The organism is Nocardia sp. NPDC059764, assembly GCF_042732555.1.
GTDB lineage: Bacteria > Actinomycetota > Actinomycetes > Mycobacteriales > Mycobacteriaceae > Nocardia.
On sequence record NZ_JBHWHH010000007.1, the window covers coordinates 1 to 26,660 of the forward strand.

General features: G+C 68.5%; 26 protein-coding genes and 1 pseudogene. 15 read left to right on the top strand and 12 right to left on the bottom strand.

The genetic code is table 11. From position 1 onward, the window contains the following. Nucleotides 1-1,049 (bottom strand): annotated as a pseudogene (locus ACFV4K_RS02400) (hypothetical protein); the annotation flags it as partial. Between the two features lie 355 nt (nucleotides 1,050-1,404). Between ACFV4K_RS02400 and ACFV4K_RS02405 the strand changes: the two are divergent. Both ACFV4K_RS02405 and ACFV4K_RS02410 read left to right on the top strand, forming a co-directional pair. Then, nucleotides 1,405-1,620, top strand: a complete 216-nt coding sequence (locus ACFV4K_RS02405) for a type II toxin-antitoxin system VapB family antitoxin (RefSeq protein WP_379271433.1) — start codon at nucleotides 1,405-1,407, stop codon at nucleotides 1,618-1,620. Continuing rightward, on the top strand, nucleotides 1,617-2,060 hold the full coding sequence (locus ACFV4K_RS02410; protein ID WP_379271435.1) for a PIN domain-containing protein: 444 nt from the start codon (nucleotides 1,617-1,619) through the stop codon (nucleotides 2,058-2,060). The genes ACFV4K_RS02405 and ACFV4K_RS02410 overlap by 4 nt, the downstream gene beginning before the upstream one ends. Nucleotides 2,061-2,072: 12 nt before the next feature. On the opposite strand, the gene ACFV4K_RS02415 is transcribed toward ACFV4K_RS02410, so the two are convergent. Continuing rightward, nucleotides 2,073-2,345, bottom strand: a complete 273-nt coding sequence (locus tag ACFV4K_RS02415; RefSeq protein ID WP_379271437.1) for a helix-turn-helix domain-containing protein — start codon at nucleotides 2,343-2,345, stop codon at nucleotides 2,073-2,075. A gap of 40 nt (nucleotides 2,346-2,385) precedes the next feature. Here ACFV4K_RS02415 and ACFV4K_RS02420 point away from each other — a divergent pair, with 40 nt between their 5' ends. Both ACFV4K_RS02420 and helR read left to right on the top strand, forming a co-directional pair. Beyond that, nucleotides 2,386-2,703 carry a nuclear transport factor 2 family protein gene (locus ACFV4K_RS02420; RefSeq protein WP_379271439.1) on the top strand — a complete coding sequence of 106 codons (318 nt, stop codon included), beginning with the start codon at nucleotides 2,386-2,388 and terminating at the stop codon, nucleotides 2,701-2,703. 193 nt (nucleotides 2,704-2,896) lie between these two features. Further along, complete coding sequence (gene helR / locus ACFV4K_RS02425) at nucleotides 2,897-5,074, top strand: RNA polymerase recycling motor ATPase HelR (protein ID WP_379271441.1); 2,178 nt, start codon at nucleotides 2,897-2,899, stop codon at nucleotides 5,072-5,074. Here helR and glnA read toward each other — a convergent pair. Next, nucleotides 5,059-6,495 carry a type I glutamate--ammonia ligase gene (gene glnA / locus ACFV4K_RS02430; protein ID WP_379271443.1) on the bottom strand — a complete coding sequence of 479 codons (1,437 nt, stop codon included), beginning with the start codon at nucleotides 6,493-6,495 and terminating at the stop codon, nucleotides 5,059-5,061. The two genes, helR and glnA, sit on opposite strands and share 16 nt — an antisense overlap. 142 nt (nucleotides 6,496-6,637) lie before the next feature. Between glnA and ACFV4K_RS02435 the strand changes: the two genes are divergently transcribed. The 6 genes from ACFV4K_RS02435 (at nucleotide 6,638) to ACFV4K_RS02460 (ending at nucleotide 13,012) form a co-directional block, all read left to right on the top strand. Beyond that, nucleotides 6,638-7,345, top strand: coding sequence for an AMP-binding protein (locus ACFV4K_RS02435; protein ID WP_379271445.1), 708 nt, complete (start codon nucleotides 6,638-6,640; stop codon nucleotides 7,343-7,345). Then, nucleotides 7,321-7,650, top strand: coding sequence for a hypothetical protein (locus ACFV4K_RS02440; protein WP_379271447.1), 330 nt, complete (start codon nucleotides 7,321-7,323; stop codon nucleotides 7,648-7,650). The genes ACFV4K_RS02435 and ACFV4K_RS02440 overlap by 25 nt, the downstream gene beginning before the upstream one ends. 38 nt (nucleotides 7,651-7,688) lie before the next feature. Further along, nucleotides 7,689-7,880: a hypothetical protein gene (locus ACFV4K_RS02445; RefSeq protein WP_379271449.1), complete on the top strand. Its 192-nt coding sequence runs from the start codon at nucleotides 7,689-7,691 to the stop codon at nucleotides 7,878-7,880. Nucleotides 7,881-7,890: 10 nt separating this feature from the next. Next, on the top strand, nucleotides 7,891-9,108 hold the full coding sequence (locus ACFV4K_RS02450; RefSeq protein ID WP_379271451.1) for a PucR family transcriptional regulator: 1,218 nt from the start codon (nucleotides 7,891-7,893) through the stop codon (nucleotides 9,106-9,108). Between the two features lie 262 nt (nucleotides 9,109-9,370). After that, nucleotides 9,371-11,431 carry a CocE/NonD family hydrolase gene (locus ACFV4K_RS02455; protein ID WP_379271452.1) on the top strand — a complete coding sequence of 687 codons (2,061 nt, stop codon included), beginning with the start codon at nucleotides 9,371-9,373 and terminating at the stop codon, nucleotides 11,429-11,431. Nucleotides 11,432-11,527: 96 nt separating this feature from the next. Further along, entirely contained in the window at nucleotides 11,528-13,012 is a 1,485-nt protein-coding gene (locus ACFV4K_RS02460) for an ABC1 kinase family protein (protein WP_379271454.1), read from the top strand. On the opposite strand, the gene ACFV4K_RS02465 is transcribed toward ACFV4K_RS02460, so the two are convergent. Both ACFV4K_RS02465 and ACFV4K_RS02470 read right to left on the bottom strand, forming a co-directional pair. Next, nucleotides 12,942-14,495: a glycosyltransferase family 39 protein gene (locus tag ACFV4K_RS02465; RefSeq protein ID WP_379271456.1), complete on the bottom strand. Its 1,554-nt coding sequence runs from the start codon at nucleotides 14,493-14,495 to the stop codon at nucleotides 12,942-12,944. The genes ACFV4K_RS02460 and ACFV4K_RS02465 overlap by 71 nt on opposite strands. 247 nt (nucleotides 14,496-14,742) lie before the next feature. Beyond that, on the bottom strand, nucleotides 14,743-15,168 hold the full coding sequence (locus ACFV4K_RS02470) for a hypothetical protein (RefSeq protein WP_379271458.1): 426 nt from the start codon (nucleotides 15,166-15,168) through the stop codon (nucleotides 14,743-14,745). Between the two features lie 291 nt (nucleotides 15,169-15,459). Here ACFV4K_RS02470 and ACFV4K_RS02475 point away from each other — a divergent pair, with 291 nt between their 5' ends. After that, a complete protein-coding gene (locus tag ACFV4K_RS02475) occupies nucleotides 15,460-15,705 on the top strand; it encodes a hypothetical protein (protein WP_379271459.1) in 246 nt (81 codons plus the stop codon). 54 nt (nucleotides 15,706-15,759) lie between these two features. On the opposite strand, the gene ACFV4K_RS02480 is transcribed toward ACFV4K_RS02475, so the two are convergent. Continuing rightward, nucleotides 15,760-16,143, bottom strand: coding sequence for a nitroreductase family deazaflavin-dependent oxidoreductase (locus ACFV4K_RS02480; RefSeq protein ID WP_379271461.1), 384 nt, complete (start codon nucleotides 16,141-16,143; stop codon nucleotides 15,760-15,762). Between the two features lie 198 nt (nucleotides 16,144-16,341). Here ACFV4K_RS02480 and ACFV4K_RS02485 point away from each other — a divergent pair, with 198 nt between their 5' ends. Then, entirely contained in the window at nucleotides 16,342-16,860 is a 519-nt protein-coding gene (locus ACFV4K_RS02485; RefSeq protein ID WP_379271463.1) for an NUDIX domain-containing protein, read from the top strand. A 7-nt stretch (nucleotides 16,861-16,867) separates the two neighbouring features. Here ACFV4K_RS02485 and ACFV4K_RS02490 read toward each other — a convergent pair whose 3' ends face one another. The 4 genes from ACFV4K_RS02490 to ACFV4K_RS02505 form a co-directional block, all read right to left on the bottom strand. After that, complete coding sequence (locus ACFV4K_RS02490; protein ID WP_379271465.1) at nucleotides 16,868-18,289, bottom strand: lipase family protein; 1,422 nt, start codon at nucleotides 18,287-18,289, stop codon at nucleotides 16,868-16,870. 379 nt (nucleotides 18,290-18,668) lie between these two features. Then, nucleotides 18,669-19,709: a TIGR03842 family LLM class F420-dependent oxidoreductase gene (locus ACFV4K_RS02495; protein ID WP_379271467.1), complete on the bottom strand. Its 1,041-nt coding sequence runs from the start codon at nucleotides 19,707-19,709 to the stop codon at nucleotides 18,669-18,671. A gap of 29 nt (nucleotides 19,710-19,738) precedes the next feature. Continuing rightward, entirely contained in the window at nucleotides 19,739-21,160 is a 1,422-nt protein-coding gene (hydA, locus tag ACFV4K_RS02500) for a dihydropyrimidinase (RefSeq protein WP_379271468.1), read from the bottom strand. Beyond that, nucleotides 21,157-21,993, bottom strand: coding sequence for a nitrilase-related carbon-nitrogen hydrolase (locus ACFV4K_RS02505; protein WP_379271470.1), 837 nt, complete (start codon nucleotides 21,991-21,993; stop codon nucleotides 21,157-21,159). The genes hydA and ACFV4K_RS02505 overlap by 4 nt, the downstream gene beginning before the upstream one ends. Before the next feature lie 121 nt (nucleotides 21,994-22,114). Here ACFV4K_RS02505 and ACFV4K_RS02510 point away from each other — a divergent pair, with 121 nt between their 5' ends. Together ACFV4K_RS02510 and ACFV4K_RS02515 are read left to right on the top strand one after the other, a co-directional pair. After that, on the top strand, nucleotides 22,115-22,546 hold the full coding sequence (locus ACFV4K_RS02510) for a nuclear transport factor 2 family protein (protein ID WP_379271472.1): 432 nt from the start codon (nucleotides 22,115-22,117) through the stop codon (nucleotides 22,544-22,546). 43 nt (nucleotides 22,547-22,589) lie between these two features. Then, nucleotides 22,590-22,997: a hypothetical protein gene (locus ACFV4K_RS02515; RefSeq protein ID WP_379271473.1), complete on the top strand. Its 408-nt coding sequence runs from the start codon at nucleotides 22,590-22,592 to the stop codon at nucleotides 22,995-22,997. A gap of 75 nt (nucleotides 22,998-23,072) precedes the next feature. Here the strand turns inward: ACFV4K_RS02515 and arc are convergent, their stop codons facing one another. Continuing rightward, nucleotides 23,073-24,833: a proteasome ATPase gene (gene arc / locus ACFV4K_RS02520; RefSeq protein WP_357284036.1), complete on the bottom strand. Its 1,761-nt coding sequence runs from the start codon at nucleotides 24,831-24,833 to the stop codon at nucleotides 23,073-23,075. A gap of 332 nt (nucleotides 24,834-25,165) precedes the next feature. Between arc and ACFV4K_RS02525 the strand changes: the two genes are divergently transcribed. After that, complete coding sequence (locus ACFV4K_RS02525; RefSeq protein WP_379271475.1) at nucleotides 25,166-25,522, top strand: hypothetical protein; 357 nt, start codon at nucleotides 25,166-25,168, stop codon at nucleotides 25,520-25,522. Nucleotides 25,523-25,730: 208 nt separating this feature from the next. On the opposite strand, the gene ACFV4K_RS02530 is transcribed toward ACFV4K_RS02525, so the two are convergent. Further along, a complete protein-coding gene (locus ACFV4K_RS02530; protein ID WP_357284042.1) occupies nucleotides 25,731-26,564 on the bottom strand; it encodes a tRNA (adenine-N1)-methyltransferase in 834 nt (277 codons plus the stop codon). Nucleotides 26,565-26,660: the final 96 nt, after the last annotated feature.

The window sequence follows — 26,660 nt, forward strand, 5'->3', positions numbered from 1 at the left end:
CGCAGGTACTGGGTCGCCATGGCGTCGGGCCCGGCGGCCGGGTCGAGCGGCGGCAGACCGGGCGCCGGGCCGGACTGCGCGGCACCGAAATCGGCTCCCGGCGCGCGGGGTTCGGGCTGTGCGCCAGCGGGTTCCAGCGGCGAGAACCCCTGATCAGGCTGTGCCGAGCCGGGTTCGGGGAAAGCCGACCCGGGTTCGGGGAACAGCGCGCCCGGTTCGGGGAACAGTGCGCTCGGTTCGGGGAACAGTGCGCTCGGTTCAGGGAACAGTCCGCCCGGTTCAGGGAACAGTCCGCCCGGTTCAGGGAAGGGTGCGCCCGGTTCGGGCAGTATGGCGCCGGGTTCGGTCAGCGGCGCGCCGTTGCGGAGCGGGTCCGCGAGGCCGAGGTCGATGGCGAGCGGGTCGCGCAGGGCGGGGGCGGTCTGCAGATATTCCAGTGCCACCCGGGCGAATTCGTTGTCCTGGGTCTCGAGCCATTCGCGGCCGGCCCGCAGGGTGTCGATCAGGTGTCCGCCGACGCCCTGTTCGATGGCGGCGCACAGCGCGTAGTACCCGTAGCCGCGGTAGTCGTCGTGGCCGACGCCCTCGGTGATCAGCAGTTGCGCATATCTGCTTGCCAGGTCGTGTCTTTCGATGTCGCCGAGCAGGGTGCAGGCGGTCATGGCCGCCATCAGCACTTCGGCGTGTTCGCCGTGGGCGCGGCGCAGGTCGATGCAGCGGTCTGCCATGAGGACGGCGCTGTCGGGCAGGTCCTGCTGGGTGGCGGCCTCGACGGCCATGGAGTACATGGTGGCGAGGGTGGCGGGCGGGATGTCGGCTGGGTAGCGAGCCGGGCCATGTTCGGCCAGGTGCAGGGCCTGGGCGTAATCGCCCGCGGCGAAGGCGGATCGGAAGCGGTAGGAGACGATCCAGCCGTATTCCTTGGGATCGGGGACCCCGGCCAGCTCGTCGTCGAACGCCGACAACCGCGCCAGCGCCTCCTCGGCCCGGCCGGTCTCCAGCATGCCGCTCGCCTCGTTCATCACCTCGACGAACGCATTTCGATCCATGGCCTACTCGCCTTCCCGCATATGTCAGCCCCGGATCGTATGACCGCACCACGATCCCGCGCGGTCACTGAGGTCAAGGTCATAGTTTGACGCCACCCCACATGACCACGCGTTGTCATTCGCGTGGCACGTTGTGTCACAACGGTATTCCCGCACCTCGACACGAACCCGCCTCCCTGCGGGCCACTCTCGCGTCGCGGCCGATCCGTCCTGCCCCCAATCTAACGACAACACACCGAACGAACCCGCAACTACTCTCGGCGCGTCTCGTTGGGCGATTCCGGATCGGCGAGCCGCCCGCGCACCGGCTCGGATATACTTCAGGAACGATTTATATATCCCTCCGGAGGTGACCATGACGAAAACCCTGATCGACATTCCGGATGACCTCATGGAACAGGCCCGGCGGGTCACCGGTGGGGCCACGAAAACCGAGACCGTTCGCACGGCGCTGCGCCTCCTGGTCCAGCAGCGTCAGCAGCACGACGCCATCGCGTGGTTCGCCGACTCGGCGCCCTTCCTACCCGAGGCCGAGCAGACCGGAGAGGCCGAGCCGCAGCAGCCGCGATGACCGGCGGCGGAAATCTCGCGCTGTACCTCGCCGATCACAGCGCGGTATCCCGAATTCAGACCTGCCCGGCCGTGCGCGCGGCATTCGACCGGCTGAACGCCGCCGTCGGTGTCCTGTGCTCGAATGCCGTCACGCTGGACGAGGCCTGCTACAGCGCCCGCACTGCTCAGGATCTGGAACGCATCATCACGATCCATACGGGAGTGTTCCGTTTCCTCCCGATGGATCCCGCGATCGACCGGTTGGTACGCACGATCCGGCAACAACTCTGGGCGCACGGTCACGGCCGTTCCGCCCAGGCGACGGATGTCCTGATCGCGGCGACCGCGGTCCATTACGACGCCACGGTTCTGCACTACGACAAGCATTTCGAACTGATCGCCGGCGTCTTCCCGACCCTGCGACACCACTGGATCGTTCCGTGCGGAACCGCCGAGTGACCGCGCGGTCCGTCACAGGGCCGGCAGGGCGGTGTCCGGGGCGGGGTGAAGGTGACGATGCGGCGGCGGGGCATGCGCAGCAGTTCGGGACGCGGTGCGGCGGAGGCGGTTTCGGAGCGCCGGGCGGGCGAGCGCGTGCAGGCGCTCGATTTCGACGGGGTTGAGGCGCAGGGCGGCGGCGAGGGAGTCGAGGACTTCGGCGGAGGGGTTGGCGGCGCGGCCCTGTTCGAGACGCTGGTAGTACTCGGCGCTGATTCCGGCGAGGTGCGCGAGTTCGGCGGTCACCCTCGACTATTCGAGCGTGTGGGGTGGTGCGCCCGCAACGGTGAATCCTGGTCAGATTCGACCGGATTGGGAGAAGTTGATCGGCGCGTTCGACGCCACGCAGCATCTGCTGGGCAATCATCTGGTGACCGTCGATGGTGATCGGGCCGAGTTGACCGCCGTCTTCCAGGCGGTGCATCTACTGGCCAATCCGCTCGGTTCGCCGCGCTGGACGCTGGGCGGCACCTACCGGATCGGCTTGCGCCTGGTGGTCGGTGCGTGGAAGGTCGAGGCCATGGTGATGACGGCGCAGTGGGCCGACGGCAACAAGGACATCATGAACCTGGTGTCGGGCGGGCAGCGGCCGACCGCCGCGTAGCGGCTGCGAGAAGGGGGATCGGGGAAGGGAATCGGGGAGGGCTGTACCTCTCTCCCCTTTCAACATATATCCCAGTGGGGGGCTTGCGGCAAGGCCCCCGTGGTGGCGCACAATCGCTGGCCGAGGGCCGCGGCCTGCGCGAATGGCGCGTGGGCGGCGGCCGGGGACCGGCTGGGCGGAAGGTGTGGTGCTGATGTCTGATCAGGGGTACGAGAAAGAACTGCGCTCCGAGCGCGAGTACGTGGCCGGGCTGTACGCGCGGTTGGACGCCGAGCGGGCGCGGGTACGCGGCCGGTACGGCGAGACGCTGACCGTGCGCGGCAATGCGACGGTGCTGGTGGAGCGGGATGCCGAGGCGCGGGCGCTGGCCAAGGAGATGACCCGGCTGGGTGTGGCGGACAACGGCCTGTGCTTCGGCCGTCTCGACAGCGAGACCGGTGAGCACGCGTACATCGGCCGGATCGGCATCTACGACGAGACCAACGAATTCGAGCCGCTGCTGCAGGATTGGCGCGCCCCGGCGTCGCAGGCGTTCTACACCGCGACCGCCGCGACTCCGGAGAACATGCGCCGGCGTCGCCAATTCCACACGCGGGGCCGGGACGTGGTGGATTTCACCGATGAGGTGTTCGGTCGTCCCGGGGACGGGGAGCGCGGTGACGCGGCGCTGCTGGCGGCGGTGAACGCGCCGCGCGGCGAGGGCATGCGCGACATCGTGGCGACGATCCAGGCCGAGCAGGACCGGATCATCCGGCTCGATCACCCCGGTGTGCTGGTGATCGAGGGCGGGCCGGGCACCGGCAAGACGGTGGTGGCGCTGCACCGGGTGGCATATCTGCTGTACACGCAGCGGAAGCAGATGGAACGCAACGGCGTGCTCGTGGTGGGCCCGAATACGGCTTTCCTCAGGCACATCGGGCGGGTGCTGCCGTCGCTGGGCGAGACCAACGTGGTGTTCACCACCACCGCGGATCTCATGCCCGGCGTGCACGCGACCGCCGAGGACATTCCGGAGGTGGCCCGGCTCAAGGGCACACTCGGCACTCTCGAGGTGCTGAAGGCGGCGATCGCGGACCGGCAGCGGGTGCCCGCGGAGCCGGTGTCCCTCGAACTGTCGGATGTGACGGTCCGCATCGGCGCGGATATCGCGGACTGGGCGCGGTCGGAGGCTCGCGAGAGCGGCCTGCCGCACAATCTGGCCCGCGCCACGTTCGTGGAGGTGCTCACCTGGGCGCTGACCGAGCGCGCGATCGCCCGCATCGGTCAGGGCTGGCTCACCCGCGAGGACCGCGAGGCGTGGGAGAACATGCGCACCGACCTGCGCACCGAACTCTCCGAGCACGAGGGCTTCACCGCGCTGCTCGACGAGCTGTGGCCGGCGCTCACGCCGGAACAGCTACTGGCGGAACTGTTGTCGTCGACCGACCGTCTGCGCGCGGCGGGCGCCGACCAGTCGCTCTGGCGGGCCGAGGGCGAGGCGTGGACGGTCTCGGATGTCCCGCTGCTCGACGAGCTGGCCGACCTGCTGGGCCGCGACACCTCCGCCGAGGAGGCCGCGGCCGAGCGGGAACGCAAGGCGCAGGCCGCCTATGCCGAGGGCGTGCTGGATCTGCTGGTGAACCGCGCCGACCACATGGACGACGAGGACCATCTATTCGCCACCGACATGCTCTACGGCGAGGACCTGGCCGAGCGTTTCATCGAACGCGACACCCGCGAACTGGCCGAACGCGCTGCCGCGGACCGGGATTGGACCTACCGGCACATCGTGGTCGACGAGGCCCAGGAGCTGTCGGCCATGGACTGGCGGGTGCTGATGCGCCGCTGCCCCGGCCATTCCTTCACCGTGGTGGGCGATCTCGCGCAGCGTCGTTCCGCGGCGGGGGCGACGTCGTGGGCCGAGATGCTGGACCCCTACGTTCCGGACCGCTGGCAGTACCGCTCGCTCACCGTGAACTACCGCACGCCCGCGGAGATCATGGCTGTCGCCGCGGCCGTGCTCGCCGACTTCTCCCCCGACGTCACCCCGCCGGATTCGGTCCGAGCCTGCGGTGTCCAGCCGTGGGCCCGGCAGCTCGCCACCGACGACATGCCCTCGGCCATCGAGGAATTCGTCCGTGACGAGGCCGGCCGCGAGGGCACCAGCATCGTGATCGGCCCGCCCGGCATGCCGGGCACGGTCCCTGCCTCGGAGACCAAGGGCCTCGAGTTCGACGCCGTCCTGGTGGTCGAACCCGAGCACATCCTCGCCGACGGCCCGCGCGGCGCGGCCGAACTGTACGTCGCCCTCACCCGCGCCACCCAGCGACTGGGCGTCCTGCACCGGGGCCCGCTCCCGCGCGCCCTGGCCGGTCTCTACACGTCGAAGTAGAGCTCGAATTCGTAGGGGTGGGGGCGGAGGTTGATCTCGGCGATCTCGGTGTCGCGCTTGAGGCGGATCCAGGTGTCGATGAGGTCCTCGGTGAACACCCCGCCCTGGGTGAGGTAGTCGTGGTCGGCCTCGAGGCGGTCGATGACCGCTTCGAGGCTGGCGGGGGTCTGGGTGACCTCGGCGGATTCCTCGGGGGTGAGTTCGTAGAGGTCCTTGTCCACGGGCAGGGCGGGCTCGATCTTGTTGGTGATGCCGTCCAGTCCGGCCATCATCATGGCGGCGAAGGACAGGTACGGGTTGCCCGAGGAATCGGGGCAGCGGAATTCGAGGCGTTTGGCGCGGGCATTGGTGCCGGTCACCGGGATTCGCACGGCGGCGGAGCGATTGCGCTGGCTGTAGACCAGATTCACCGGGGCCTCGTAGCCGGGGACGAGGCGCTTGTAGGAATTCACCGTCGGGTTGGTGAAGGCCAGCAGTGAGGGCGCGTGGTGCAGCAGCCCGCCGATGTAGTGCCGGGCCAGGTCCGACAGTCCGGCATAGCCCGCTTCGTCGTAGAACAGCGGGGCGCCGTCCTTCCAGAGGGATTGGTGCACGTGCATACCGGACCCGTTGTCGCCGAAGAGCGGTTTGGGCATGAAGGTGACGGTCTTGCCGCCCGCCCAGGCGGTGTTCTTGATGATGTACTTGTAGAGCATGAGGTCGTCGGCGGCGGCGAGCAGGGTGTTGAACCGGTAGTTGATCTCGGCCTGTCCGGCGGTGCCGACCTCGTGGTGGCCCTTCTCCAATTCGAATCCGGCCTGTTGCAGGTGCGTGCACATGCGGTCGCGCAGATCGACGTCGGCGTCGTAGGGGGCGACGGGGAAATAGCCGCCCTTGGCCCGGACTTTGTAGCCACGGTTCGGAGTTCCGTCGGGATTGATTTTCTCGCCGGTATTCCAGTCCGCCGACGACGAATCCACTTCGTAGAAGGCCCGGTTCATGGTGGTGTCGTAACGGACGGTGTCGAAAATGTAGAACTCGGCCTCGGGACCGAAATAGGCGGTGTCGGCGATTCCGGTGGAGCGCAGGTATTCCTCGGCCTTGCGGGCCACATTGCGGGGGTCGCGGCTGTAGGCGGCGCGGGTGTGCGGGTCGTGCACGAAACAACTGATATTGAGGGTCTTGGCGGTGCGGAACGAATCCAGTTGCGCGGTCCGCAGATCCGGCAGCAGCAGCATGTCGGATTCGTGGATGGCCTGGAAGCCGCGCACCGAGGAGCCGTCGAAGGCGATGCCGTCCTCGACCAGCTCCGGGCCGAACATGCTCGCCGGGATCGAGAAATGCTGCTGGATGCCGGGGACGTCGCAGAAGCGGACGTCGACGTACTCGACTTCCTCGGCGTCGATGTAGTCCTGTACTCCATTGGTGGTAGGGGTGATCACCGCTGCCTCCTCGTGGCCGCGCACGCCTGCCCGATCGGACAGCCCGGTCGGGGTCCGGCGGTCCTGTTCGTGCTCACACGATACGTCGCGCAGACACCCGGAAGGACGCGAATGAGCTTGTGCACCAAGATCATTCGCCATCATGATCGACGCGCGGATGTCGGCGTGGGATCCACGACTCCGACCCGCCCTGCCCGCTCCCCCGCTTTTGGCACAGTGCACAAATCACCTGTCACAGTTCTTCGCCATCTGCGAGGCGCAGTTCGCGCCGCAGGTCCGCGCCGCGGTGGCGCTGGCCGCCGAGCGGGGCGCGACCGTGGAGCACGTGATCTGTGTCGACGAGGCGCTCGCGGGGTGCGTCGCGCTGGCGGAGATCGAGGCCACCGCGCCGGAGGGTATCGATTTCGAATCCGCCTGGCGCGCCGTGGCTCCCGAGGATCTGCTCACCATCGTCTACACCTCGGGCACCACCGGCCCGCCCAAGGGCGTGGAGCTCACCCACACCAACTTCCTCGAGAACGCCCGCGTGGTGGACGAATTCGGCGGCGGCTCCCCCGCCGACCGGGTGATCTCCTATCTGCCCGACGCGCACGCCGCCAATCGCTGGCTCTCGCACTATCTCTCGATCCTGACCGGCGGCCAGATCACCACCTGCCCTGACCTCGGACAGGTCGCGGCCGCGCTCTCGGAGGAGGTGCATCCGACGGTGTTCCTGGGTGTCCCGCGGGTGTGGGTGAAAGTCAAAGCGGCGCTGGAGGAACGCTTCGCGGCACCGTCGGAACCGCGTTCCCCGGCACCGAGGTCGCCATCGCCGAGGACGGAGAGGTGCTGGTGCGCGGCGGCAGCGTGATGCGCGGCTATCGCGGCGAGCCCGCCAAGACCGCCCAGACCGTGGACGCCGACGGCTGGCTGCACACCGGCGATATCGGCGAACTCGACGCCGAGGGCTTCCTGCGGATCGTGGACCGCAAGAAGGAGCTCATCATCAACGCGGCCGGTAAGAACATGTCGCCGACCAATATCGAGAGCACCGTCACCGAGCACACGCCCCTGGCGGGTGCGGTGGTGGCCATCGGCGAGGGCCGCGCCTACAACACTGCGCTCATCTGCCTGGACCCGACCTGGCCGCCGCGTTCGCCGAGCGCCACCAGCTAACCGAGCGGGACATCGCGGCCCTGGCCCGCGATCCGCGCGTGCTCGCCACCCTCCAGGACGGCGTGGGCGCGGCGAACGACAAGCTCTCACGGGTGGAGCAGATCAAGAAGTTCGCGGTGCTGCCGGACGTGTGGGTCCCGGGCTCCGATCACCTCACGGCGACCGGAAAACTCAGTCGCAAACCAATAGCTATCACCTACGCCGCTACTATCGAGTCGCTGTACGGGTAGTAGGAGAGTTATGCACGCGCGATTACGGGATCGGACGCTCGAGGAGCTGTACCAACGCGCGGTCGTGGCGCGCGCGGAATTCCCCGCTCTCGCGCCGCCCTACCCCAAGCTCCCGGAATCCCTGGTGACCAGCGGTTTCGAGCGCGGCACGGCCTTGAACGTGGACCTGTTCTTCGAATTCCTGCGCACCGGTGTGCCACCCTCGCCCGAGGACACCGCCGAGGTCGTACAGATCGCGTTGAGCCGTATCCGCGATGGCGAGACCCTCGAGGAAGTGCTCAACCGCTACAGCCTGGGCGCGGAGCTGATCTGGTCGCGGGTGCGCGAGACCGCCCACGGCCCCGAACGCGAACTCCTCGACGATGCCGCGATCTCGCTGCTGCGCTACATCACCCTGCTCACCACCCGCATCGCCACCGCCTGCGTTCAGCGCGCCCACGACCCGCGCTGGGAGTTGCTGGAACGCCGCCGAGCCATTGCCGACGCGCTGCTCACCGGCCGCGACCCCGTCGAGTGGGCGGGCGAACCCGCCGTGGCGGTGCCCGACGCGTTCCTGCTCGCCGCCTTCCGGCTCGGGTCCGCGCGCGGCGGCGACACGAGCGAACTGCGCCATCGCATCGAAGCCATCCCGGGCGTGTTCCTGCGCCTGGACAGCGGCGGCTGGACGGCCCTGCTGCCACTGCACGCCGGCGACGACGGCACGGCGACCCTGGCGGCGCTCACCGCGCGCCTGCCCGGGCCCGGCCGGCTCGCCCTCGGGCAGACCGCACAAACCGAGCAGCCGCGTTCGGCCGCACCCGCCCCCTTCTGGGTCGGCGTCGCCACCGCGGCGAGCCGCGCCGCGATCCCCGAGGTGTTCGCCGAGGCGCGCACGCTGGCCGAGCTCGGCCGCTGCCTGGGCCGCCCGCAGCCGGTGTGCCGACGCGCGGACCTGATGTTCGAATACACCGTCGCCGCGGGCGGTTCCGCGCGCCCCGGGCTCGCGGCCGTGCTCGAGCCGCTCGACAGCCAGACGGTGTTGACCGAAACCCTGGACGTCTTCGTCGACACCGGCTTCAACCAGCTGGCCACGGCCCGCCTGCTCAACGTCCACCGCAACACCGTCACCTACCGCCTGGCCCGCGTGCACGAGCTGACCGGTCTGGATCCGCACCGCCCGACCGACGCCATGACACTCTCGGCCGCCCGCATCGCCCGGCGCCTCGAAACCTCCTGCTTCGCACCGTAGTTCGCGACCGCCCGACCCTCACACGCCGCGTTGGCCACTGCCCGCAGCGCGCCGCGGCCTGCTCGCCCGCCCCGCCACGCCCGGGTGGCGGGGCGGCCCGGGGTTTGGTCGGCTGCACAATGCCCTCGTCCACACTCTTGGCGATTGCCGATACCGGCGCGCGGGCTCTGTGCGGTGTGCTGAACACCGACGACGAGGTCATGCGGCGCGGCATCCGGTCCGCGCCCGCCGGGACCTCCCGACCATCCGCAGAGGTACTTCGTTGAGCAGCACCTTCCGGCCGCGCCGCTGCCGCCTCGCCCCCTGGGCCGTGGCGGGCTTCTCCGCGCTGGCCATGACCATCGCCGCCACCACGCCGACGGGGGCCGCGCCTGTGTTCGGGCCGGTGCCCGACGCGCCCGCGAATTTCGGCCTGCCCTCGGACTACCAGCCCACGCCGGCGCGGTACGGGGTGGGTTATCAACTGGGACAGGTGGTTTCGCTGTCCGACGGCACCCAGTTGCAGGCCGAGGTGCGGTATCCGACCGATCCGGCGACCGGGCAGCGGGCCGCGGGTGAGTTCCCGGTGGTCGTCAACTTCACCACCTACGGCGCGGTCGCCAGCGCGCTGACCGCCGCCATCACCTCGGTCATCGACGAACTGCACATCCAGCTGCCCGATCAGCTGAAGGACGCGCGCCGGGTCATCAATCAGGCCACCTCGATGCAGGATGTGCTGGTCCGGCACGGCTACATCGAGGTGACCGCGGACGTGCGCGGCACCGGCGGCTCGACCGGGGCGTGGAGTCCCGCGTCGCAGCAGGACGGCAAGGACGGTGTGGAGCTGGTGGACTGGGCGGCCAAGCTGCCCGGCTCCAACGGCAAGGTCGGCATGTACGGCTACTCGTTCCCGGGTCTGTCGGCCATCCGCACCGCCGAGACCATCGGACCGGATTCACCGTTGAAGGCGATCGTGCCGTTCGCGGTGCCCAACAATATCTTCGACGAGGTGCTCGATCACGACGGCATGATGAGCCCGCTGCTGCTGACCGTCATCTCGCTCATGGTCCCGTACCTGAGCCTGATCGGCCCGTTCCTGACCGCGCCGCTGTCGCCGCAGACCTTCCTGAAGTCCCTCGGCGATCACCTCGCCGCGCTGGTCGGCCCCGACACCAGCACCGTGAAACTGCTCTTCGACGCCTACTCCGGCGGACCCACCGCCTACGACAACTCCTGGTGGCGCGAGCGGCGTTTCGAGACCGACCTGCACAACCTGGTGGACAACGGCATCGCCATGTACCAGGTGGACGGCTGGTGGGACCTGTATCAGGAAGGCGCGGTGCGCAATTACGCGCAGTTGCAGAACCTGGCCGCCGGACGCGACCAGTTCGCCCCGATGGCCGCCGACCAGCAGGCCGACGGGCGCTACCAATTGCTCATGGGCCCTTGGTATCACGTCGGCCTCGGCCTGGGCCCGGGCTCGCGGATGGACACCGACCAGATCACCCTGGCCTGGTTCGACCGGTGGCTCGAGGACATTCCCAACGGCGTCGACGAGACCCGCACGCCGCTGCACGTCATCGACGCGAACAACACCGCCGCCGACACCGCGCGCTACCCGTTCGAGCAGACCACCGTCGAGCAGCGCTACTTCGACGGCGACCGCCTCGTCGCGGACAGGCCGACGGCCGTCGACGCCTCGGATCGCCTGAACTACACCGGCATCGACACCATCTGCAATCGCGAGACGCTGGGCCAGTGGGCGGCGGGGCTGTTCGACTTCGTGTTCCGGGTCTTCACCGTCTCCAACCCGTGCACCGAGTGGGTGCAGAACCCGACCGCCGGGCTGCGCTACACCATGGACCCGGTGACCGAACCGACCATGCTGGCCGGGCCGTCGGCCGTCACCCTGTACGCCTCCTCGACCGGTTCCGACGCCGCCTTCCAGATGTGGCTCGACGATGTCGCGCCGGACGGGACGGCCGTGAACATCACCGGCGGTTCGCAATTGGCCAGTCAGCGCACCCTCGACGACGGCAAGACCTGGCGCAGCGGCGACGGCACGGTGTACGCGCCCGAGCACACCGTGCTGAAGGAGAACGAGCAGTTGCTCTCCCCCGGTGACGTGGTGCGGATGGAGATCAAGATCCGCCCCGCCTTCCACCGGCTGGAACCCGGCCACTCGCTGCGTCTGCGCATCACCAGCGGCACGTTCCCGTCGACCATCCCGAACCCGGCCGATCTGGGCCGCCTGCTGGGCATCTCGCAGCAGATCCAGCGGACCGCCGCGTACCCGTCCGCGCTGGTGGTGCCACTCGGTCCGGCCACGGCGTTCGGGCACTAGGCCCGGTCGCCGGTCCGGTCCTTGCGGTCACTACCGCCCAGCCGCGAAGATCGACACCGTGACACAGTGAGGCTCTCGACGTTTCGGAGGTTCTCGATGCTCGAACCGCGCCAGGGCGGTTTCCGGCGGGCGCGCCGCCGCTCGACCGGCTCGGCCGACGGCCTGCCGACCCGTTCCGCGGCCCGCACCGCCAAGATCACCGCACTGCCGGTGGCCTATGCCGCGCGCCGGGCGGGCGGGCTCGGGCGGCGGGCGCTCGGAACACCGTCCCGCGAGGTCGAACTCGATATTCAGGCGCGCACCGCGCAGCACATGTTCGAGGTGCTGGGCGAACTCAAGGGCGTCGCGGCCAAGCTGGGTCAGCTGCTGGCGCTCTACGAACTGGCCTTGCCGCCGGAGCTGGGCGAGCCGTATCGGGAGGCGTTGACGCGGCTGCAGGATTCGGTGCCCGCAATGCTGCCCGCCGCGGTCGAGCGGGCCATGGCGGCGTCGATGGGCGACGAGTGGCGGAATCGGTTCGCCGAGTTCGACACTCGCGCGGCAGCCGCCGCCTCGGTGGGACAGGTGCATCGCGCGGTGTGGCCGGACGGGCGGCGCGTCGCGGTGAAGCTCATGTATCCCGGGGCGCGGGCGGCGGTCGCGGCGGATCTCGAGCACATGCGCCGGCTCGCGCCGCTGGCCAAGGTCTTCGCCCCGGACCTCGACGCCCGGGCGGTGACCGAGGCGTTCGCCGCCTGCATCGGCGCGGAACTCGACTACGCCGAAGAGGCCGCCACCCAACGGATCTTCGCCGCCGCCTTCGCCGACGACCCCGACTTCCACGTCCCGGCGGTGGTGGATCAGCAGGGCGACGTGCTGGTCACCGAATGGCTCGACGGCGTCCCGCTGCACCGGGTGATCGCCTCGGGCACACCCGCCGAGCGCACCCGGGCGGGACTACTGGTGACGCGTTTCGTCATGGCGAGTTTCGCGCGGACCGGGCTGCTCTACACCGATCCGCACCCGGGCAACTTCCGGATGCTGCCCGACGGCCGCCTGGGCGTCCTGGACTTCGGCGCGTGCTCACCGTTCCCGGCCGAATTCCCCACGCTGGTGGGCGATATCGGCGAGGCGGCCCTCAACGGCGGCCCCGCCGACCTGGAGGCGGCGCTGCGCACGCACGGATTCGTGCGCCCGGAACGGGAATTCGCGATCGCCGACCTGGTCGGCATGGTCGACCCGATCGTGGACCTGTACCGGCACCGCGACGCCCACCTGACCCAGGCGTGGCTGCGCTCCCAGGTGCGGCGCGCCACCGAGCCGAGCCTGTCCAATGTGTCGCGCCACCTCACCACGCCGCCGGAGTACGCGCCGATCGGGCGCACCATCCTGGCCGCCACCGGCGTACTCTGTCAGCTCGGCCTGCACGGTCCGCTGAGTGACGAACTGGTCGCTCCGCTCCCTCGATTGGCGGCGGCGGTGCGCACCTGCCGCGAACGCGAGGCGGCCGCGGCGGCGGTGGTCCGGCCGATCACAGGCGCATCCACTGCGGCCACACCTGTGACCACGGCTGCTTCCGGCCCGAGCACTTCCAGATGGTGACGTCCTGGGTGTTGCCCTTGAACCCGAGGCGGGTGTCGACCTTGCCGACCGGGTCGACGTGCTCGAACTGGCTGCGCAGCACCGCCTCGTAGCCGCCGACGGCCAGCACCACCGAGGCGTCGTCGGGCGGGGTCCCGAAGTAGCCGAAACCGCGGCTGGGACTGTAGAGCGGCGGCAGGTGCGCGCGACCGAACTCGTCCAGAGCGCCGGCCTGCCAATAGGTATCGGTGATGATGACCACGCGCTCACGCTCGGCGGGGCTGAGCGCGTCGTGGGCGCGGGTCACCTCGTCGGTGAGTTCGTGCCAGCCGAAGGACCCGTAGACGCCGATATTGATCGCCGCCTCGGCATCGTCCTTGGGCGGATGCACCTCCTCGGCGGGCCGCCACGGCGTCGAGTACAGCGTGAAAGCCGTTGCGCCCACGGCGAGTACGGCGATGCCCGCGGTCAGCACCCGCCGCCACAGCGGTGCGATGCGCTCGGCGGTGCCGACCACGCCGACCGCGCCCGCCGCGAGCATGACCGCGTACATGCCCGCCGCGTAATAGATCCGTCCGCCGGTGATCAGAAACGCCGCGAACAACAGCAGCAGCGTCACGCCCAGGAACCGATAGGGCCGCAGCACATCCCAGCGCAGCAGCACCCATAATCCCCACAACAGCAGCAGCGCTCCGAGGTATCCGGCCAGGCTGATCGACATGGGCAGGAACAGCAGCCGACCGCCCAGGATCCCCTGTTCGGAACCGATCACCCCGCCCATCTTCAGCTGCGGCCACGCATGGCGTTCCTGCCAGACGAGTTCGGGCACGGTGGCCAGCACCACGATCGCGCCGCCGGTCCACAACAGCGGCCTGCGCACCAATTCCCGCGGCCCGCACAGCATGCTGCTGATCACGACCGCGATCCAGAAGAACGGGATCAGCCACTTCACCTGCATGTCCACGGCGGTGACGAGGGCGGCGGCCAGCAGCAGCCGATCGTTGCGGGTCCGCACCCAGCGCACCACCAGCCAGGTGATGATGACCCACAGCGCGGTATCGACCGCATTGGTGGTGAGCATGGTGCCCTGCAACAGCAGGAACGGTGAGCTCGCGTAGCCGATGGCCGCCAGCAACTGCGCCCAGCGGCCGCCGTCGAATTCACGGGCCAGCAGGGCGCACAACACGATCGCGGTCACCGTCAGCGCGACCGCGGGCAGCCGCAGCACGAAGTAGGACTCCGGCGCGATGGTGTCCATCAACCGCGCCAGCAGGGGCAGCACCGGGCCCTGGTCGGCATAGCCGAACGCCGGGCGGCGGCCCGCGGCCAGGAAGTACAGCTCGTCGCCGAAGTAGCCGTAGCGTCGCGCCGACAGCAGCAGCACCACGGCGGCGGGCACCGCGACCGCGGCCACGGTCAGCCAGGCGAACGGCGGCCGCTCCACGGGCTTGGCATGCCGTCCACCACCGTTCGACCGGGCCGGTCGATCCACCACATCGGTCACCGCGCGCTCCTCGCCACCGGATCATGCTGCGAACACTCGAAATCTACAGCTTCTTCACAGCAAATTTCGGACGTGGCACCGCGCCGTTCGCCAGTGTCAGAAACACAACCGTGTCGCGATACCCGTTCGCCGGGTACCGTGGTTACGTGAAATAGCCGGACGCTCTGAGTGGCGATCCTCTGCGGCGAAGCGTCGCCCGGATCGCGCAGACAGGGATGTCTCGGTATCGCCGCAATAGTCCAGCGAATCACCCTCTCGCGCACGGCGACGTGCCCCACCTCTCGAATCCCCTTGCGACACAACCCGCTGCGTCAGCGTACTGAGCGCAGTCCGCGGGCAGGTGCGTCGCCACCGGCACGAACCACGCGAGCATCGAGCCCCCGTCGATGACGACTTGCGTGTCACCGACGGTCGTGGTGACGGGATTCGCCTCGACGTCGCCGACCAACCGCACGAAAGCGGCCTCCAGATCCGGATAGCGCTGCGCGCAGCCCGGCTGATCGGTGCAGGCCCGCACCATGGCGTCGAGAGCCTGCCGGGCGCTGGCCCACGTCCAGCCCAGGGCCGCCACCGACGGCGGTGTCACCCCGTCGAACGCGACCGTGCCGCTGGCCGCCGCGTCCGAGCGCAGATAGATCAGGGCCAGATCGGTGCCGTAGGAATGGGAGAACACACTCCACTTCCCGATCCCCAGGGCCTTGCGCAGATCGATGAGGTCGGCGGCGCTTTCGGTGGAGCCCGGCTTCGGATCGTGCGGGAACCCGGCCGCCGGTCGCCGGCGGTGCCGGCGGGGTGCCGCCGCAGGCCGGGAGCGTCAGCGCCACGGCGAGCACGACGATTCGGATCGATTGTCGGCCGCGCATACCCATCACCAACCGTCATCACAGTCGATCGGTTCGGCTATTGCTCAGAGGTAGATCGTCGCACAACGGGCATCCTCGTCGGCACCGGCAAGCACCCCTGGGTGAGCAATATCCGCACGGACGTCCCCCTGGAAGTGTCGTTCGGCGGCCCGAAGCACAGCGCCGACGCGGAGGTGCTCGCCGACGAGGACACCGCCGTCCGGCTCTCCGAGGCCATCGCCCGCCACAACAAGCGGTGGGCGAAGTTCAACGGCATCGGATTCGACGCCGACGGCAATCCGAACCGGGCCGACGCCTACCAGAGCTGGCAGCAGGGCTGCGTCATCATCCGGCTGCGGGTGCGCTGAACGGTCGCCGACCCGAGCTGAACCACCCCCGGCAAATTTCGAGCATGCCGCTCGTCAGCGGTCCACGGGCCGGGCCTGGACGTAGTCCGCGGCGTTCAGGCCCACCAGCACCTGCCGCACCAGCGGCGGCGCCCAGGACGCGCTGGCGTCGTGCCCGAGCACCGGATCGGTGAGGGTGACGGTGTGCCCTCGGGTCTCGAGCTCGAAGCCGCCCGCGGCGCGAATGTTCTTCAGCCAGTCCACGTCCCGCCCGTAGGTCAGCGCGATCCGGTAGCCGTCCTCGCGCCGGAAGACCATGACCGGGGAGCGGTACACCCGCCCCGACTTGCGTCCCCGGTGCACCACCACCCCGAACAGCGGCGTGACGCGAGCCGCGATCCCCAGCACCGGATTACTGATCCGGCGATTGATCCTCGCCAGTGTCCGCGGCAGTGGCATGGTCTCGTCCTCCCTGACGAAAACGGTTGCGCCCCTGAGGCTACGCCGCCGCGCGGGCCCCGGCAGCCCCCTCGCGACAGCGGGCGGAACCGCGGCGCGCCGCGATACTCGACCGTACCGCTCGCCCGCCCGGCGGCATCACTAAAGTGCTGTTCAGAGCGCCGGGTCCCGCGGCGCGGCAGCGAGGAGGGCCCGGAGATGCCGGAGATGATCGCGGTGTACGACGCGGTCGGACACGAGGTCGGCGCACAGGACCGCGCCGAGGTGTACGAGCAGGGCCTCTGGCACGCCAGCGCGGGTGTGCTGGTGCGGTCGCTCGACGGGTCGAAGGTGTACGTGCACAAGCGCACCGACACCAAGGCGGTCTTCGCGGGCATGCACGACTGCCTGGCCGGCGGGGTGCTGGGGCCGGGCGAGGATCCGGCCGAGGCCGCGGTCCGCGAACTGGGCGAGGAACTGGGCATCGTGCTGGGACCACACGACGACCGGCCGCTGCCGCTGGCCGCCGCGGCCTGGGACGGCGAGTGGGAGGGACGGCCGATGCGCTGCCACCTGTTCGCCTACGAGCTGCGCTACGACGGCCCCATCACCCATCAGCCCGAGGAAATCGCGGACGGCTGGTGGTGGAGCGACGAGGAGCTGCGCTCCTACCTGGAGGACCCGCACTGGCCGTTCGTCCCCGACACCCGGGTGCTGATCGGAGATCTGCTGCGTTGAACCGGCGTCACCGGCCGCCCGCGGGCGCGGCACAGTCTCCCGTGGCAGGCTCGCCGCGCAGGCGTCGATCCAGCCAGTCCATGGTCGCGCCGTAGGAGCTGACATAGGCGGCGAGGTGCTCACCACCGACGATGTTCTTCGTCGCCGCCACGCCCAGCGCGCACTGCTCGCGCCACAGTTCCTCGGCCTCCGACACGGGAACCCACGGATCGTGGACGCCGTGGTAGATGAACAGCGGCACACCCGATGTCCGGCCCCGCATGCTCAGCTGCTGGAACACCGATTCGGCCGCCGCGCTGTCCAGGGGCTTGTCGACCTTGGCCATGATGTCGACCGGGATGGGCGCGATCCCGAGCGCACCGAAACTCCCGCTGCAGTTGTCCTTGATCGGCGAGGTCGCCAGCCACTGCGCCGCGTGGTTCATGAGGCCGAGGATCTCCGGGTGCTCCCGGCCGAGCGCGAGCACGGTGCTGAGCAGGAACGCGGAGATGTAGGAGCCGTCGAAGGTGTGGGCGAAGCGGCGATAATCGCTGACCAGTCCCCCGAAGCTCGCACCCGCGAAATACGGGAGCAGCTCCGGCGCGTAGTCCGACACCAGCATGGCCGCGGCGTTCGACGCGATCGCCCCGCCGGAGTAGCCGGTCGAGGCGAAACGACTGCGGCCGAACTGATCCGGGGCGAACCCGCGCACCGCGCGCATCGAGTCCAGCACATTGTGCCCGGCGACCGACGGCTCCGAGTAGGCCATCAGCGGCCCCTCATGGTCGGGGATGATGAGCGCGTACCCGTGCTCGAGCGCCCAGGTGGTCGGTGACGGCGTGAAGTCGTTGCCGGTCGGCACCTCCATGCCGTGGGCCAGCACGTACCCGGGGGTGCACCGCTTGTTGAGCGAATTGGTGGCGGGCGCGTTCACCAGCACCGGCTGCGGCCCGGGCCCGGCCCATTCCTTCGGCGGCAGGACCAGGGTCGCGGTGCCGATCGAGGGCTCGCCCGCGGAGTTGGTGGTGCGGAACTTCAGGAGCGTGGCGCGCGAGATGCCGGTGAGGTTCAGCAGCAGCATGGTCGGCCGCGCCGAGTCCGTCACGTCCCGCGAATCCAGAATCTCACCGGGCTCGTAGCGGGCGAGATCCGCGGGCCAGGCGTCGAAGAGCGGATCCCCGGTCGGCGGGGACTGCATGGCGCTCCACAACGCCGTCAGCTCGGGCGGCAGATCCTCCGGCGCCGCGACCGGCCGCGACGCTCGCGGAACCATGTTCAGCGGCGCGGGCACATGCTCTTCGATCCACTGCTGCAGCGGATTCGGCACCCCGGCGGACGGCGCCACCGCCACCACCCCGGGCGGCTGCGAATCGGTCTCCGCTCTCGCGGAGACCTGCCCCAGGGTCATCGAAAGACTCAGAACCACGATCGTTGCGGTCAGCTGCCTCACGAGTGATCAACCTACGACATGACACCCCGAGAACGCGGGAGGCGGCCGCGGAAATGCCGAAAGCCCATCGAATCCCGCGCGATTCGATGGGCCCTCGGTTTCTTGCTACGTTCAGGCGGTCGGCTGGGTGCTACCACCGGCGCTGCCGCTGAACAGACCCGTGATGGTCTTGATCAGAACTGCAGCCAGGAAATCCTCAGCGGATCCGGTCACTTGCTACTCCTCATCTATCCATAACATGTCGGGTATGTGAATCATCCACGGTTCACAATCAAAGGGAAGGCCTTTGTCCGGAGAACTTTCAGCAACCCGACCGGAGTTACACGGTAGAACGCGTTCCATCTGCGTTTATATCGGTTTGATAAAAGTGTGATCTACATCACAATAGGTCATGGACTGTGGCATCGGTCGCGGGCGCGAGGCGCGGCAGGACCGATTCGCCGTACGCGTCGAGGGTCGCGGTCTTGGCGTCGTGCTGCAGGTAGACCGCGAACTGGTCGACGCCCAGCGCCTCGAGTTCACGCAGGCGGACCAGGTGCTGGTCGGGGGTGCCGAGTACGCAGAACCGGTCCACGATCTCGTCGGGCACGAAATCGGCGTGGATGTTCCCGGCCCGGCCGTGCTCGTTGTAGTCGTACCCGTGGCGGCCCGCGATGTAGTCGGTCAGGGCGGCGGGCACCTCGGAGTGCGTGCCGTAGCGGGCCACGATCTCGGCAACATGGTTGCCGACCATCCCGCCGAACCAGCGGCACTGCTCGCGCGCGTGGGTCAGGGCCTCGGGCGTGCCGTCGGTGACGTAGGCCGGGGCGGCCACGCAGAGGGTGATCGCGTCCGGATCGCGGCCCGCGCGTTCGGCGGCCGCGCGCACGCGGGCGATGGTCCAGGCGGTGATGTCGGGATCGGCGAGCTGCAGGATGAACCCGTCACCCACCTCCCCGGCGAGCTCCAGGGCGCGCGGCCCGTATCCGGCCACCCACACCGGCAGCCGCGACCGGCTCGCCCACGGGAAGTGGATCACCGTGTCCCCGATCCGCGCGCTGCGGCCATTGCCCAATTCCCGGATGACGCCGATGGATTCGCGCAGCGTCGCCAGATTCACGGGCCGGCCGCCCAGGGTGCGCACGGCCGAATCGCCGCGGCCGATCCCACAGACGGTGCGATTGCCGAACATGTCGTTGAGGGTGGCGAAGGTGGACGCGGTGACCGTCCAGTCGCGGGTGGCCGGATTGGTCACCATGGGCCCGACCACGACACGCCGGGTGGCGGCGAGGATCTGGCTGTGGATGACGTACGGCTCCTGCCACAGCAGGTGCGAATCGAAGGTCCACACGTGCGAGAACCCGTGCGTCTCCGCGATTCTGGCCAGTTCGATCACCCGGGAGGCGGGCGGGTTGCACTGCAACACCACACCGATGTCCATGCCGGAACTCTCCCCTCGTAGCCGATGGGTCAGATGAGACTCTGCGACAGACCGCGTTTCAGGAATCGGCCGTGCCCGGCGCTGCCCAGGTACTGCCCGCCGTCGACGATCACCCGGCCGCGCGCGAGCACGGTGTCCACGTGGCCGTCGATCTCGAAACCCTCGTAGGCCGAGTGGTCCATGTTCATGTGGTGGGCCTTGCCGACCCCGATGCTGGTGTGCCCGTTCGGGTCATATATCACCACATCGGCGTCCGCGCCGGGGCTGATCACGCCCTTGCGCGGGTACAGCCCGAACATCCGAGCCGGGGCGGTGCAGCACAGCTCCACCCATTTCTCGAGCGAGATGCGACCGTCCTTCACGCCCTGGAACATCAGGTCGAGGCGGTGTTCGACGCCGCCGATCCCATTGGGGATCTTGCTGAAATCGCCGAGCCCGAGTTCCTTCTGGTCCTTCATACAGAACGGGCAGTGGTCGGTGGCCACGGTGGAGACGTCGCCGGTGCGGATGTAGCGCCACAGCTCGTCCTGATGCCCTTCGGCGCGGGCGCGCAGCGGGGTCGAGCACACCCATTTCGCGCCCTCGAATCCCGGTGCGGCCAGGTTCTCCTCCAGGGAGAGGTACAGGTATTGCGGGCAGGTCTCACCGAACACGTTCTGCCCCTTGCCCCGCGCCTCGGCGATCTGTTCCAGGGCCTGCTTGGCGGAGACGTGCACGACGTAGAGCGGCGCACCGGTCAATTGCGCCAGCATGATCGCGCGGTGCGTCGCCTCCTCCTCCATCTGCCACGGCCGGGTCAGACCGTGATACACCGGGGCGGTCTCGCCGCGAGCGAGGGCCTGCGCGACGAGCACATCGATGGCGATCCCGTTCTCCGCGTGCATCATCAGCATCGCGCCCAGGTCACCGGCGGTTTGCATGGCGCGCAGGATCTGCCCGTCGTCGGAGTAGAAGACGCCCGGGTAGGCCATGAACAGTTTGAAGCTGGTGACGCCCTCGGCCACCAATTCGCTCATGCCCTTCAGGGATTCGGCGTCCACCGAGCCGACGATCTGGTGGAACCCGTAGTCGATGGCGCAGCGCCCGTCCGCCTTCTCGTGCCACAGCGCCAGGCTGTCCTGCACCCGCTCCCCCGGTTTCTGCACCGCGAAGTCGACGATGGTGGTGGTGCCGCCCCACGCCGCGGCGCGGGTCCCGGTCTCGAAGGTGTCGGAAGCCTCGGTGCCGCCGAAGGGCAGCTGCATGTGGGTGTGCGGGTCGACGCCGCCGGGGATCACGTACTTGCCGGTGGCGTCGATGACGGTGTCGGCGGCCGCGGCCAGGTCGGCGCCCAGCGCGGTGGAGCCCGGCCGGACCACCGCGGCAATGGTCTCGCCGTCGATGAGGACGTCGAGGGGTTGGGTTCCGGTGGCGGACACCACGGTTCCGCCGTGGATGAAGGTGATGCTCACGGCTCCACCAGCTTTCCGTAGGCGTCGGGGCGGCGGTCGCGATAGAAGGCCCAGCGGTCGCGCACCACCTTGATCAGGTCCATGTTCAGATCGCGCACGACGAGTTCGGGCGCGGTGTCGGAGGCCACCTCCCCCACGAACTGGCCCTCCGGGTCGACGAAATAGCTGGTGCCGTAGAAGTCGTCGTCCCCGTATTCTTCGATGCCCACCCGGTTGATGGCCCCGATGAAGTATTCGTTGGCCACCGCCGAGGCGGGCTGCTCGAGTTTCCACAGATAACTCGACAAGCCGCGCGAGGTGGCCGAGGGGTTGAACACGATCTCCGCGCCCGCCAGGCCCAGCGCCCGCCAGCCCTCGGGGAAATGCCGGTCGTAGCAGATGTAGACGCCGATCCGGCCGGCCGCGGTATCGAAGACGGGCCAGCCCAGATTTCCGGGCCGGAAGTAGAACTTCTCCCAGAACCCGTTCACGTGTGGAATGTGGTGTTTGCGGTATTTGCCGAGATAGCGGCCGTCGGCGTCGACCACCGCCGCGGTGTTGTAGAGCAGGCCGGGCTGTTCCTGCTCGTACACCGGCAGCACCATGACCAGGCCGAGTTCGCGGGCCAGCGCCGCGAATCGCTCCACGGTCGGGCCCGGCACCGATTCGGCGTAGTCGTAGAACTTGGTGTCCTGCAATTGACAGAAGTACGGCCCGTAGAACAACTCCTGGAAGCAGATCACCTTCGCCCCGGCCGCGGCCGACTGACGCGCGTATTCCTCGTGCGCCTCGAGCATCGACTCTTTGTCGCCGGTCCAGTTCGTCTGCACCAGCGCCGCTCGCACATTCGCCATCTCCTGATGTTCCACCTCCCGCGATGGCGGGCACGTAAAACACGGCGACATTTGGGGAACAGTTTCCCGGCCAGTGGGCCGGATCGAATACCCGGCGACCGAGCGGGCGTTAGGAAGGGATATGGACAATCTGCCCGACCGCCTCGCCCTGCGCGAACTGACCGAGCGTTATGCGGCCCATGCCGATCGCCGCCGCGACGCCGCCATCGCCGAACTCTTCACCGAGGACGGCACATTGGTCATCGACTGGGGATCCGGCCGGCCCGCCACCACGGTCCGCGGGCGCGCCGAGATCGAGGCGGCCATGAAGCCCCTCGACCGCTACCGCGTCACCCAGCACCTCATCGCCAATCAGCTGCTGGACTTCGACGGTGAGGCCGTCTGCGGCGAGACGTATTGCACCGCTTCCCATGTCTACGACGACGCCACCGGGCCCAGGATCTTCGTCATGAACATCCGCTACGCCGACACCTTCGCCCGCGACGGCGAGCGGTGGCTCTTCCGGGAACGCCGCCTGCACGTGGACTGGACCGAGGATCGCGCGCTGGTGTGATACGGATGCGCGCAGTGTCTATCGACGTTCCATGGAGGGGTTAATGAACACGATCACCCGCAGCGTCACCTGGCTGGCCGCGGCCGCCGTCGTCACCGGGACCGCCTTCACCCTCGGCGCCGGTACCGCCTCGGCCGACGATTGGCCGGTCCAGCAGCCGAACAGCCCGATCTACGTCTTCGAAGCCAGGGGCTTCCTGACCCCCAGCGACCTCGACTACTGGAACCCCCTGGTCGACCGCGCCCGTCTGACCTCGCCCTTCGGCAACTCGACCCGGATCGTCTGCTCCGGTTTCCACGGCGTCACCACCAGCTGCTTCCAGGCCGACGCCGACGGCAACCCGCACCAGCTCGAGCGGCTGTCGATGAACTTCCCCAATGTCACCGGCTACCTGGCCCCCGGCGGCGGGGTCAGTCACTGGGTCTACCCGGGCTTCATCCCCGGAAGCTGACCCGCGACTTCGGCTTCCGCGCAGACGAAGAGGCCCGCCTCCGAAAGGAGACGGGCCTCTTGGCTTTTCCGAACCTTACAGGTACTGACCCGTGTTGGACTCGGTGTCGATGGCACGGCTGGCGCTGGCGTTCTTCCCCGTCACCAAGGTGCGGATGTAGACGATGCGCTCGCCCTTCTTACCCGAGATGCGTGCCCAGTCATCGGGATTCGTGGTGTTGGGCAGGTCCTCGTTCTCGGAGAACTCGTCCACGATCGAATCGTAGAGATGCTGGATGCTCAGACCCGGGTTGCCGGTTTCCAGGACCGACTTGATGGCATACTTCTTGGCCCGGTCCACGATGTTCTGGATCATGGCGCCGGAGTTGAAGTCCTTGAAGTACAGGACTTCCTTGTCACCGTTGGCGTAGGTGACCTCCAGGAAGCGGTTGTCGTCGCTCTCGGCGTACATGCGATCCACCACACGTTCGATGGTGGCCTGCACGCACTTGCCGCGATCGCCGTCGAACTCGTTGAGATCGTCGGAGCGCAGCGGGAGCGTCTCGGTCAGGTACTTGGAGAAGATATCCTGCGCCGCTTCGGCATCGGGCCGCTCGATCTTGATCTTCACGTCCAGGCGGCCGGGCCGCAGGATCGCGGGGTCGATCATGTCCTCGCGGTTGGAGGCGCCGATCACGATGACGTTCTCCAGGCCCTCGACACCGTCGATCTCCGAGAGCAGCTGCGGCACAACGGTGGTCTCCACGTCGGAGGAGACGCCCGAACCGCGGGTGCGGAAGATGGAGTCCATCTCGTCGAAGAACACGATCACCGGGGTGCCCTCGGACGCCTTCTCGCGGGCCCGCTGGAAGATGATCCGGATGTGGCGCTCGGTCTCACCCACGAACTTGTTGAGCAGCTCGGGGCCCTTGATGTTGAGGAAGAACGACTTGGCTTCCTTGGCGTCCTCACCGCGCGCCTCGGCGATCTTCTTGGCGAGCGAGTTGGCGACGGCCTTGGCGATCAGCGTCTTACCGCAACCGGGAGGACCGTAGAGCAGCACGCCCTTGGGCGGGCGCAGCGCGTACTCGCGGAACAGATCCTTGTGCAGGAACGGCAATTCGACGGCGTCGCGGATCTGCTCGATCTGGCGGGACAGGCCACCGATGTCCTCGTAGTTGACATCCGGGACCTCTTCCAGCACCAGGTCCTCGACCTCGGCCTTGGGGATCCGCTCGAAGGCGAAGCCGGCCTTGGTGTCGACCAGCAGCGAATCACCCGGGCGCAGTTTGCGAATCGGGCGATCCGGGTCCTCGAGGTCGTCCACGTCCACCAGTGCGGACAGCGGACCGGAGAGCCAGACCACGCGCTCCTCGTCGGCGTGCCCGACGACCAGGGCCCGGCGGCCGTCGTCGAGAATCTCACGCAGCGTGCCGATTTCGCCGATGGCGTCGAAGTTCCCGGCCTCCACCACGGTCAGCGCCTCGTTCAAGCGAACGGTCTGGCCGTAGGTGAGGGTGGTGGTGTCGATGTTCGGCGAACAGGTCAGCCGCATCTTGCGTCCGGAGGTGAACACATCGACCGTCTGATCGTCGTACACACCGATGAGAACGCCGTAGCCCGAGGGTGGCTGGCCGAGGCGATCCACTTCCTCACGGAGAGCGACCAGTTGCTGGCGCGCTTCCTTCAGGGTGTCCATCAACTTGGTGTTGCGAATCGTCAGCGAATCAACACGCGCTTCCAATTCCCGTGTGCGATCGGGTGTGTCGGCGAGTTGCCTCCGGAGTGCAGCTGCCTCGGCACGTACGGCCTCGAGTTCCCTCCAGGCTGCCGAATCCGAATGTTCGATGGGGCTCATGATGCTGCTCCTCCCAGTCCCGGTCTATCAACGCTACCGGGCTCTAACCGTTCCCGCTTTCCGACATGGTTTCGTCGTGATCACATCTAGGCTGCGGCCCACGGGCCGGACAGGCATGTTAGCCTGCCCTAACCTGTTTCCGGCGAGTTAACGCCGGCCCGAGCCGAAAGGTGCCGTTGATGCTCCTTCCCACCAGTCGTACTCCTGGTATGCGCAACGTCTCCCGGACGCTTCGTGTTTCCCTGGCTACCGTCGCGGCCTTCGCGGCCGTTACCGCAACTGTGACCGCATGTAGCTCCGACGACAAGGGTTCTTCGCCCACGAATACGTCCGTGTCGTCGGCCGCCGCCGCGCCCGCGCCGACCGCGGAGAGCCTGCAGAGCGTCCTCACGGCCTTCGCCGACCCGGCAAAACCGGCCGCCGACAAAGCCAAACTAGTCGTCGACGGCGACAAGCGTCTCGGAAATATCGAGACCATGAACCAGGGACTCGCGCATTACCAGGTCAGTTTCACCGTCGGCGAGATCAAACAGGACGGCGCCAAGGCCGACGCCAAGGTGAGCGTGACCTCCCCGCACGGCACCATGCCCGACGTCCCGATGGCTTTCCAGTACTCCGACGGCGCCTGGAAGCTCTCCGACGCGGGCGCCTGCACCGTCCTCGGAATGGCCCGCGCCGGCTGTGCTTGATGGCCCCTCCGCTTCGCTCCGGGGCGGGTTCGCGGCGCTGGAGGTCTCGTTCTTCCCTCCCTCCGCTCCTCCGCTTCGCTCCCCCGCTCCAAGGCGGAGGTCTATCACGCCGCAGTCCAGCACGAGACGCGCCGCGAACTCCCGGCTGGCCAAGACAAATGGCACCTCGGCAGCATCCCGCCGCTGAGGTGCCATTTCGGGTTTCGGGTCAGCCCTTGGAGGGGCGGCGCTGCGGGCGCGGCGCGGTGACGCCGTCGGCCAGGCGGCGGGCCTTCACCAGGAAGGCGGTGTGGCCCTGCATGCGGTGCTCGGGGCGCACGGCCAGGCCGACCACGTGCCACGGGCGGACCATGGACTCCCACGCGGTGGGCTCGGTCCAGCAGCCCTGGCGGCGCAGACCCTCGACCACTTCGGACAGCTGCGTGGTGGTGGCCACGTAGGCCAGGAAGACACCGCCGGGGATGAGCGCCTTGGAGACCGCCTCGAGGGCCTCCCAGGGCTTGAGCATGTCCAGGACCACCCGGTCGACCTGCTCGCCGGCGTACTCGGTCACATCGCCCAGCGTCAGTTCCCAGTTCTCGGGGCGTTCGCCGAAGAATCGCTCGACATTCTTGACGGCGTGCTCGGCGTGGTCCTCGCGGATCTCCCAGGAGATGACCTTGCCCTCGGGGCCGACCGCGCGCAGCAGCGAGCAGGTCAGCGCGCCCGACCCGGCCCCGGCCTCGAGCACCTTCGCGCCGGGGAACATGTCGCCCTCGTGCACGATCTGGGCGGAGTCCTTGGGGTAGATGACCGCCGCGCCGCGCGGCATGGACAGCACGTAGTCGGTGAGCAGGGGGCGCAGCGCCAGGTAGGGGGTGCCCTTGGCGGAGTTCACCACGCAGCCCTCGTCGGCGCCGATGAGGTCGTCGTGGTTGATGTGGCCGGCGTGGGTGTGGAACTCCTTGCCCACCTCCAGGATCACCGTGAACTTGCGCCCCTTGGCGTCGGTCAGCTGTACCCGGTCACCGATCTGGAAAGGGCCGGTCCGTCTGGCCGTCATGAAACTCCGTTCTGCGTGTTGTCGTGAAACCTGCGTCGCTGCGATTGTGCTGCGGCGAATTCGTGCGCACCTTGTCGGTGCCTGCGTTTAGCCTGC